Consider the following 8,729-nt stretch of genomic DNA (forward strand, 5'->3'; position numbering starts at 1 on the left):
CCTGCGGCGGCGCGGGCTGTTCCGCACCGAGTACACCGGCCGCACCCTGCGCGAGAACCACGGCCTGGCCCGCCCCGCCAACCGGCTGGCCGCGACAGCCGCAGGAGAGGACGTGGCCGTATGACCGGTCTCGACCTCACCTCGGACGTCCTGGTGGTCGGTGGCGGATACCGGCCGAAGCCTTACGGGATAATGGACCCATGCGGATATCAGCCAGAGCGGACTACGCGGTACGCGCCGCGCTGCAGCTCGCCGCGTCACGCGCTGACGGGCCACTGAAGGCCGAGGCCATCGCCGACGCCCAGGACATCCCGCACAAGTTCCTCGAAGGCATCCTGAACGACATGCGCCGGGGCGGTCTCGTGCTCAGCCAGCGCGGCGGCAACGGCGGCTACCGGCTGGCCAAGCCCGCCGAGTCGATCAGCATCGCCGACGTCATCCGCGTCGTGGAGGGCCCCCTGGTCTCGGTACGCGGCGTCCGCCCGCCCGAGCTGTCCTACACCGGCCCCGCCGAGTCACTGCTCCCCCTGTGGATCGCGTTGCGGTCCAACGTGCGCGAGATCCTCGAGGGCGTGTCGCTCGCCGACGTCGCATCGGCCCGGCTGCCTGCCGAGGTGGCCGCACTGACCGACGCCCCGAAAGCCTGGGCAAACCCCTGACACGCTCGACCGCCGACCGAACATACCGAAGAGCGAGATAGCCGCGTCCATCATGTGAACACCCCCTTGGGAGTGACGCCACCTTCTGCCACGATCCCCATCAACCAGGTAGGAAAACTAGGGATCCGGGGGTGGCCATGCGAACACGCAACCGCGCAGACCTTTCGCTCCCCTTGCTGACCTCGCGCCGCCATATCGACCTCGGCCGCACATCCAGCGCCATCTGTCGGCCCGCCTGAGGACGCCGACAGAAGATCCCCCGGTCGGCAGGCCACCCGCGCCCGCCCATCCCCGCACAGCTCCGCTTCCGGGCCCGCCACGGCCTTCCCGCCGCCGAGGGCCGACGAATGGAGCGCCGGCGCATGCCCATGAGCTTTGCGCCTCGCGCTTTCGCATCTCCCTCATCAACCCATTCCCTTGAGAGGACACCTCCGTGTCTGCCGCAAGACCGCTCACCACCCTGCGCACCATCGCCGTCGTAGCAGCGCTCCCGCTCCTGCTCACCGCCTGCGGCTACGGATCCGACGCCACCGACGACGACAAGCAGACCGAGGTCGCGGCGGGCGCCAAGAAGCTCTCCGCCGACGAGGTGAAGATCGGCTACTTCCCCAACCTCACGCACGCCACCGCTCTGGTGGGCGTCCAGGAGGGGCTGCTCCAGAAGGAGCTCGGCGGCACCAGGATCAAGCCCTCGACCTTCAACGCCGGCCCTTCCGAGATCGAGGCGCTCAACGGCGGCTCCATCGACATCGGCTGGATCGGCCCCTCTCCCGCCATCAACGGCTACACCAAGTCGAACGGCAAGAACCTGCGCATCATCGGCGGTTCCGCCTCCGGTGGCGTGAAACTCGTCGTCAACCCGAAGAAGATCAAGTCCCTGGACGACGTCAAGGGCAAGAAGATCGCCACGCCGCAGCTCGGCAACACCCAGGACGTCGCGTTCCTCAACTGGATCGCGGAGAAGGGCTGGAAGGTCGACGCCCAGAGCGGCAAGGGCGATGTCTCCGTCGTCCGCACCGACAACAAGATCACCCCGGACGCCTACAAGTCCGGCTCCATCGACGGCGCCTGGGTGCCGGAGCCGACCGCTTCCAAGCTGGTCGCCGAGGGCGCGAAGGTGATCCTCGACGAGGCCGACCTGTGGCCGGACAAGAAGTTCGTGATCACGAACATCATCGTGCGCCAGGACTTCCTCAAGGATCACCCGGACGTCGTCGAGGCCGTGCTGCGCGGCTCGGTGAGGACCAACGAGTGGATCAACGCCAACCCGGACAGGGCCAAGGCGTCAGCCAACGCGGCTCTGAAGGAAGACTCCGGCAAGGCCCTGCCGGCCGACGTCATCGACCCGGCCTGGAAGTCCATCACCTTCCTCGACGACCCGCTGGCCGCCACCCTCAGCACGGAGGCGGAGCACGCGGTGAAGGCCGGTCTGCTGGAGAAGCCCGAGCTGACGGGCATCTACGACCTCGCACCGCTCAACAAGGTCCTCAAGGCCGAGGGCAAGGACGAGGTCGACGACGCCGGTCTCGGCGCCGAGTAGCCGCGAGGTGGCGACCATGGCCACCACGGTCGCCACGGCTGTCAGGACGCCGCGGCGGTGACGCACGCCGCCTGTATCGAGCGCGTCTCGAGGTCCTTCCCCGCGCCGGGCACACCCGGCGGGCAGCGGCAGTCCCCGCCAAGGGACAGCAGGACTCCTGACAAAGCCATGACCAGGTCTTTCGCACCAACACTTCCGTCTGGCAGAAGCCGCCTTGCGCGGCGACCACGGCCCTCAGGACCCTGTTCCCAACCACGGCACGCGGGGCGAGGGCGCCCCGCCGACAGGGACGGGAAGCCCATGCCCCACATGACCGCCTTCGCCAGGAACCAGTGGTACGTCGCCGCCTACAGTCACGAGGTCGGGCGGGAGTTGCTCGGACGGACGATTCTCGGTGAGACGCTCGTGCTCTACCGGACCGAGGAGGAGGGCACACCGGTCGTGCTGCACGACCGGTGTGTGCACCGCCGCTATCCGCTGTCGGAGGCGCCGACGCGCCTCGACGGGGACCGGATCGTGTGCGGGTACCACGGGTTCACGTACGACACGACCGGTACGTGCGTGTACGTGCCGGGGCAGAAACGGGTGCCGCGCACGGCCCGGGTCGCCTCCTACCCGGTCGTCGAGCAGGACTCGCTGATCTGGGTGTGGATCGGCGACCCGGCGCTCGCCGATCCGCAGAGCATCCCGCGGGCCGGGCACCTGGACTCCCCCGGCTGGGTCACCGTGCGCGGCATGGAGCCGATCGACTGCGACTACGGCCTGCTCGTCGACAACCTCCTGGACCTGTCCCACGAGACGTATCTGCACGGCGGGTACATCGGAACCCCCGAGGTCGCCGAGACGCCGATCACGACCGAGGTCGACGAAGGGGCGGGGATCGTCCGGGTCAGCCGGCACATGGACGACGCCGAATGCCCGCCGTTCTATGCCAGGTCCACCGGCATCGAGGGCCGGATCACCCGCTGGCAGGACATCGAGTACCACGCCCCCTGCCTGTATCTGCTGCACAGCCGTATCGCCCCGGTCGGGGTACTGCCCGAGGCGGACGGCAGCGACCCGAACGGCTTCCACACCGAGATCACGTACGCCATCACGCCCTCGGGTGACGGCAAGGTGTACGACTTCTGGGCCGTCTCGCGTGACTGGGCGACGGAGGACGCCGAGGTCACCGAGTTCCTGCGCGGCAACAACCACACGGTGGTGATGCAGGACGTGACCGCGCTCAACCTGCTGCAGAAGACGCTCGGCAGCGAGCGCACCGGATACCAGGAACTGAGCATCAACATCGACACCGGCGGTCTGGCCGCCCGCCGTATCCTCGCCCGGCTGGTCGAGCAGGGCGAGAAGCCCGTGGAGAAGGTCCAGTGACGGGGCTCCCCCCGGCGGCAGGACCGCGCGAGATCTACCGCATCGACTGGCTGCCCGGCACCGACGTCCTGCACGGCACCTGCCACTGCGGCCGTGAGCACACCGCGCAGGACCCGGTGGAGATGTGGGAGTGGATGCTGGCCCATCCGCAGGGGCACGCGACCGGCGAGCCGCGAGGGAACGGTTCATGAGCGCGTACGAAGCCGAACTCGTCGTCTCGACACGGGAGTTCGTGGCCGATGGAGTGCTCGCCCTGACCCTGCGCCACCCGCGGGCCGAACCACTTCCCACGTGGGAGCCGGGAGCCCACATCGACGTCGTGCTCGGGCCTGGGCTGGAGCGGCAGTACTCGTTGTGCGGCGACCCGGCGGACCGGTCGGCCTGGCGGATCGCGGTGCTGCGGGAGCCGGACGGGCGGGGCGGCTCGGCCCATGTGCACGAGCAGGTCGGGCTGGGCGACAAGGTCCGGGTGCGCGGCCCCCGGAACAACTTCGGCCTCGAACCCTCCCCGCGCTACCGCTTCGTCGCGGGCGGCATCGGCATCACCCCGATCCTGCCGATGCTGGCGGAGGCCGAGGCGGCGGGCGCCGAGTGGACGCTGCTGTACGGCGGGCGCACCCGCCGGTCGATGGCGTTCGGCGAGGAACTGCGCCGCTACGGGGACCGGGTGACGCTCGCACCGGAGGACGAGAGCGGGCTGCTGGACCTGCCCTCGGTGCTGGACGACGTGCCCGAGGGCACGCTGGTCTACTGCTGCGGTCCCGGGCCGCTGCTGGACGCCGTCGAGGAGCGCTGCCCGTCCGGCGCGCTGCGCGTCGAACGGTTCCGGCCCAAGGAGCAACAGGACGGCGTGGACGCAGAGTTCGACGTCGAACTGGCTCGGAGCGGAATGACCCTCACCGTCGCACCCGGCGTCTCCGTGCTGGAGACGGTGCGGTCGGCCGGGGTCGAGGTGCTCTACTCCTGCACCGAGGGCACCTGTGGGACCTGCGAGACCGATGTCCTCGACGGCGTCCCCGAGCACCGGGACTCCGTGCTCACCCCGCAGGAGCAGGAGAGCGGCGAGACGATGATGATCTGCGTCTCCCGGTGCAGGGGGCGGCGGCTGGTGCTGGACCTGTGATCCACAGGTCCGCTCGATGCGGGCGGGCGGTCGCCGGCGGGTGCGGCAGCGGGTCGCGGCCCGCGTACGAGCCACGGGTGCCGCTGAAACGCGTGAGATGCCGGTCAGGGCGCCGCCCACATCCCCCGGACGTGTCCGAGGTGCCGCGTCATCACCGCCCGCACGGCCTCCTCGTCCCGGGCGAGCAGCGCGTCGAGGATCTCCAGGTGTTCCTTCGCCGACGTCTCCAGTCGCCCCTGTGCGGCGAGCGCGGTCAGTCCGTACAGCCGGGAGCGGCGTCGGAGGTCGCGTACGACCTCGACCAGATGGCCGTTCCCGGCGAGGGTGAGCAGGCCCAGGTGGAAGCCAAGGTCGGCCTCCACGTACGCGATGAGGTCACCGGCCGCGGCGGAGGTGACGATCTCCTGGGCGACCGGGCGGAGCGCCTCCAGCGCCACCGGGTCGGCCGTGACCGCGAGGCCGGCCGTCGTCGGGATCTCGACCAGCGACCGGATGTGGGTGTACTCGTCGAGCTGCTTCTCGGAGACCGCGGTGACCCGGAAGCCCTTGTTGGGCACGGTGTCGACCAGGCCCTCCTTGGCGAGGTCCAGCATGGCCTCCCGCACGGGGGTGGCGGAGACGCCGAAGCGGGCGGCGAGGCCGGGGGCCGAGTAGACGTCTCCGGGGCGGAGTTCCCCGGCGATCAGGGCGGCCCGCAGCGCGTCCGCGACCCGCTCCCGGTGGCTGGGCTTCCTGCCGCCCAGCAGGGGCAGGGATGGGGTGTGCCGCGGGGCCATGACGGTCGCAGTTCCTCTCTGGTGCGATGGGTTCGGCTCACACTCTTCGGGTCACACCGGGCCTCACAGGACGAACCCCGCCGGGAACGGGTCCTCGGGGTCCAGCAGGTACTGGGCGGTGCCGGTGATCCAGGCGCGTCCGGTGAAGCTGGGCAGCACGGCCGGGTGGCCGGCCACCTCGGTGCTGCCGAGCAGTCTGCCGGTGAACCGGGTGCCGATGAAGGACTCGTTCACGAACTCGGTATGCAGCGGGAGTTCGCCGCGCGCGTGCAACTGTGCCATGCGGGCGCTGGTGCCCGTACCGCAGGGCGAGCGGTCGAACCAGCCGGGGTGGATGGCCATGGCGTGCCGGGAGTGGCGGGCGGTCGAGCCGGGCGCGGCCAGGTACACGTGGTGGAGGCCGTGGATGGACGGGTCCTCCGGGTGGACGGGCGGCTCCTCGGCGTTGACGGCGGCCATGAGGGACAGGCCGGCCTGAAGGATGTCGTCCTTGCGGGACCGGTCGAAGGGCAGGCCGAACTGCTCCAGCGGCGCGATGGCGTAGAAGTTGCCTCCGAAGGCGAGGTCGTACGTGACCTCCCGGCCGTCGGGGAGGGTGGCCGTGCGGTCGAGGCCGACGGCGAAGGAGGGCACGTTCCGCAGCGTCACGGCGTTCGCGGCGCCGTCCTCGACCGCCACCTCGGCGACGACCGGGCCCGCCGGCGTGTCGAGGCGGATCGTGGTGACCGGTTCGACGACCTCGACCATGCCCGTCTCGACGAGCACGGTCGCCACGCCGATGGTGCCGTGCCCGCACATCGGCAGATAGCCGGAGACCTCGATGTAGACGACGCCCCAGTCGCAGTCGGGCCGGGTCGGGGGCTGGAGGATCGCACCGCTCATGGCGGAGTGACCGCGCGGCTCGTTCATCAGCAACCGCTTGATGTCGTCGCGGTGTTCGCGGAAGTACAGCCGCCGCTCGTTCATGGTGGCGCCCGGGAGGGTGCCGATGCCGCCGGTGATCACGCGGGTCGGCATGCCCTCGGTGTGGGAGTCGACGGCGTGCAGGACGAGTCTGCTGCGCATGGCCGCTACGCCAGTCCGGCCGCGACGGCCTTTTCGGTGGCCGCCCGGACGGCGGCCTCCTGCTCGGGCAGCAGCGGCATGCGCGGGGGGCGGCACGGGCCGCCGTGCCGGCCGACGATGTCCATCGACGCCTTGATGGCCTGGACGAACTCCACCCGCGAGTCCCACCGCAGCAGCGGATGCAGCTGCCGGTACAGGGACCGCGCGGTGTCGAGGTCGCCGTCGACGGCCGCGTGGTACAGCTCGACCGACGCCTGCGGCAGGGCGTTCGGGTAGCCGGCCACCCAGCCTTTCGCGCCCGCGAGGGCCAGTTCCAGCAGGACGTCGTCCGCGCCGATCAACAGGTCCAGCTCGGGGGCGAGTTCGGCGATCCGGTAGGCCCGGCGGACGTCCCCGGAGAACTCCTTCACCGCCTGGATGTGTCCTTCGCCGTGCAGCCGGGCGAGCAGCTCCGGCACGAGGTCGACCTTGGTGTCGATCGGGTTGTTGTACGCGACGACCGGCAGGCCGGCCTCGGCGACCGCGGCGTAGTGGGCCAGGACGGACCGTTCGTCGGCGCGGTAGGCGTTCGGCGGCAGCAGCATCACCGCCTTGCAGCCCGCTTCGCCCGCCTGCTCGGCCCAGCGCCGGGACTCGGCGGAACCGTAGGCGGCGACGCCGGGCATGACGCGCTGTCCGCCGATCGCGGCGACGGCCGTCTCGACGACCCGGGCACGCTCCTCGGGGCTGAGCACCTGGTATTCGCCGAGGGAGCCGTTCGGCACGACGCCGTCGCAGCCGTTCTCGACCAGCCAGGCGCAGTGTTCCGCGTACGTGTCGTAGTTGACGGAGAGATCGGCGTCGAGCGGGAGCGCGGTGGCGACGAGGACGCCGCGCCAGGGGCGGTGATCGGTCATGACAGTCCCTCCTGGGGGTGTTGCCGGGCGAGGACGCCGAGCGGCACGGGACGGGCGAGCGGTCTTCTGGACGGGACGGGCGGACAGCCGGCGAGACCCGCGACCGCGCCGCCGCACATCCGGCCCTGGCACCAGCCCATCCCGGCCCTGGTCAGCAGCTTCACGGTGCGCACGTCACCCGCGCCGAGGTCCAGGGCGTCGCGCACGGAACCGGCGGTGACCTCCTCGCAGCGGCACACCACGGTGTCGTCGGTGAGCTGCTCGGGCCAGTGCGCGGGCGGCACACAGGCGGCTTCGAGGGCCGCGGCGGATCTCCTGTGCTCGGTACGGGCCTTGAGGGCGGCGGGGGCCGGGGCGGGGGTGGTGCCACGCAGGTGCGCGGCGGCGGAGCACCCGGCGATGTGTCCCTCGGCGAGGGCCAGGGCCGCGCCGCCGATGCCGGTGGTCTCGCCGGCTGCCCATACGCCGGGCACGTCCGTGCGCTGCTCGGTGTCGACGGCCACGGCGAGCCCGTCGAGGCGGCAGCCGAGGCCGTCCGCCAGGTCGGTGTGCGGGAGCAGGCCGTGGCCGACGGCGAGGGCGTCGCAGGGCAGGTGCCGTTCGGTGCCGGGGCGGGCGCGTCCGCCGGTGTCGAGGGCGGCGACCGTGACACCGGTCAGCCGGTCGTCGCCGTGGGCGCGGACGACGGTGTGCCGGGCCAGGAACGGCACGCGGTGGCGCAGCAGCCGGGCGGCGTATCCGGCGCCCTCGGGGAGCTTGCCCGCCAGGGCCCGGCCGTGCCGGGCGAGGCGCCCCGGACCGGTGGACTCGACGAGCGCGGCGACCTCGACGCCGGCCGCGGCGAGCCCGATCGCCACGGGCAGCAGCAGCGGCCCGGTCCCGGCCACCACCGCCCTGCGCCCCGGCACCACGAGCCCGCCCTTGAGCATGGCCTGGGCACCTCCGGCGGTGACGACGCCCGGGAGGGTCCAGCCGGGGAAGGGCAGCACCTGCTCGTAGCCGCCGGTGGCCAGGAGAACGGCGCGGGCGTGCACCTCGGCCGGTTCCTCCTGCTCGGGTCCGAGCAGCGCGTGCACGGTGAACCCGCCTGACGTCCGCTCGACACACCACACGTGGTGATCCGTCAGGACGCGTACGCCACTGGCGGCGAGCCCGTCCCGCAGCCGCTCCCAGGTCCGCCACCGGTGGTGCAGCGCCTGGGGCCGCCCGGCCCCGAGCCCGGCGGCGGGCTGCCGGTGGAACTGCCCGCCGGGCTCCGGCGCCGCGTCGACGAGGGCGACGCGTGCGCCGCGCGCGGCG

Annotated in this window: 10 protein-coding genes; 6 read left to right on the forward strand and 4 right to left on the reverse strand. The window is 71.8% G+C overall.

The features are described from left to right. The first annotated feature begins 200 nt into the window (after positions 1-200). The 6 genes from IE212_RS05805 (at position 201) to IE212_RS05825 (ending at position 4,693) form a co-directional block, all read left to right on the forward strand. Entirely contained in the window at positions 201-659 is a 459-nt protein-coding gene (locus IE212_RS05805; RefSeq protein ID WP_190196590.1) for an RrF2 family transcriptional regulator, read from the forward strand. 137 nt (positions 660-796) lie between these two features. After that, the gene (locus IE212_RS35590) at positions 797-898 is read left to right on the forward strand and encodes a putative leader peptide (protein ID WP_352103020.1); all 102 of its coding nucleotides are present in this window, start codon (positions 797-799) and stop codon (positions 896-898) included. 194 nt (positions 899-1,092) lie between these two features. After that, positions 1,093-2,199: an ABC transporter substrate-binding protein gene (locus tag IE212_RS05810; protein ID WP_190196591.1), complete on the forward strand. Its 1,107-nt coding sequence runs from the start codon at positions 1,093-1,095 to the stop codon at positions 2,197-2,199. 300 nt (positions 2,200-2,499) lie between these two features. After that, positions 2,500-3,570: an aromatic ring-hydroxylating dioxygenase subunit alpha gene (locus IE212_RS05815; RefSeq protein ID WP_190196592.1), complete on the forward strand. Its 1,071-nt coding sequence runs from the start codon at positions 2,500-2,502 to the stop codon at positions 3,568-3,570. After that, positions 3,567-3,761, forward strand: coding sequence for a hypothetical protein (locus IE212_RS05820; RefSeq protein ID WP_190196593.1), 195 nt, complete (start codon positions 3,567-3,569; stop codon positions 3,759-3,761). Before IE212_RS05815 ends, IE212_RS05820 begins: the two co-directional genes overlap by 4 nt. Then, a complete protein-coding gene (locus IE212_RS05825) occupies positions 3,758-4,693 on the forward strand; it encodes a PDR/VanB family oxidoreductase (RefSeq protein ID WP_190196594.1) in 936 nt (311 codons plus the stop codon). Before IE212_RS05820 ends, IE212_RS05825 begins: the two co-directional genes overlap by 4 nt. A 104-nt stretch (positions 4,694-4,797) precedes the next feature. Here IE212_RS05825 and IE212_RS05830 read toward each other — a convergent pair whose 3' ends face one another. The 4 genes from IE212_RS05830 to IE212_RS05845 form a co-directional block, all read right to left on the reverse strand. Further along, positions 4,798-5,469 carry a GntR family transcriptional regulator gene (locus IE212_RS05830; RefSeq protein ID WP_190196595.1) on the reverse strand — a complete coding sequence of 224 codons (672 nt, stop codon included), beginning with the start codon at positions 5,467-5,469 and terminating at the stop codon, positions 4,798-4,800. 63 nt (positions 5,470-5,532) lie between these two features. Beyond that, the gene (locus tag IE212_RS05835) at positions 5,533-6,534 is read right to left on the reverse strand and encodes a proline racemase family protein (protein WP_190196596.1); all 1,002 of its coding nucleotides are present in this window, start codon (positions 6,532-6,534) and stop codon (positions 5,533-5,535) included. Between the two features lie 5 nt (positions 6,535-6,539). Then, positions 6,540-7,430, reverse strand: a complete 891-nt coding sequence (locus IE212_RS05840; RefSeq protein WP_190196597.1) for a dihydrodipicolinate synthase family protein — start codon at positions 7,428-7,430, stop codon at positions 6,540-6,542. Then, positions 7,427-8,729 (reverse strand): FAD-dependent oxidoreductase (locus IE212_RS05845; protein ID WP_190196598.1); only part of this gene is annotated, 1,303 nt, incomplete at its 5' end. The genes IE212_RS05845 and IE212_RS05840, both read right to left, overlap by 4 nt.

The organism is Streptomyces djakartensis, assembly GCF_014651075.1.
In the GTDB taxonomy this organism is placed as follows: Bacteria; Actinomycetota; Actinomycetes; order Streptomycetales; family Streptomycetaceae; genus Streptomyces; species Streptomyces djakartensis.

What these genes read in the sequence shown, in the direction of transcription:
- IE212_RS05805 (WP_190196590.1), top strand. Translation starts at nt 201, where the DNA reads ATGCGGATATCAGCCAGAGCGGACTACGCGGTACGCGCCGCGCTGCAG.
- IE212_RS35590 (WP_352103020.1), top strand. Translation starts at nt 797, where the DNA reads ATGCGAACACGCAACCGCGCAGACCTTTCGCTCCCCTTGCTGACCTCG.
- IE212_RS05815 (WP_190196592.1), top strand. Translation starts at nt 2,500, where the DNA reads ATGCCCCACATGACCGCCTTCGCCAGGAACCAGTGGTACGTCGCCGCC.
- IE212_RS05825 (WP_190196594.1), top strand. Translation starts at nt 3,758, where the DNA reads ATGAGCGCGTACGAAGCCGAACTCGTCGTCTCGACACGGGAGTTCGTG.
- IE212_RS05830 (WP_190196595.1), bottom strand. Translation starts at nt 5,469, where the DNA reads ATGGCCCCGCGGCACACCCCATCCCTGCCCCTGCTGGGCGGCAGGAAG.
- IE212_RS05835 (WP_190196596.1), bottom strand. Translation starts at nt 6,534, where the DNA reads ATGCGCAGCAGACTCGTCCTGCACGCCGTCGACTCCCACACCGAGGGC.
- IE212_RS05840 (WP_190196597.1), bottom strand. Translation starts at nt 7,430, where the DNA reads ATGACCGATCACCGCCCCTGGCGCGGCGTCCTCGTCGCCACCGCGCTC.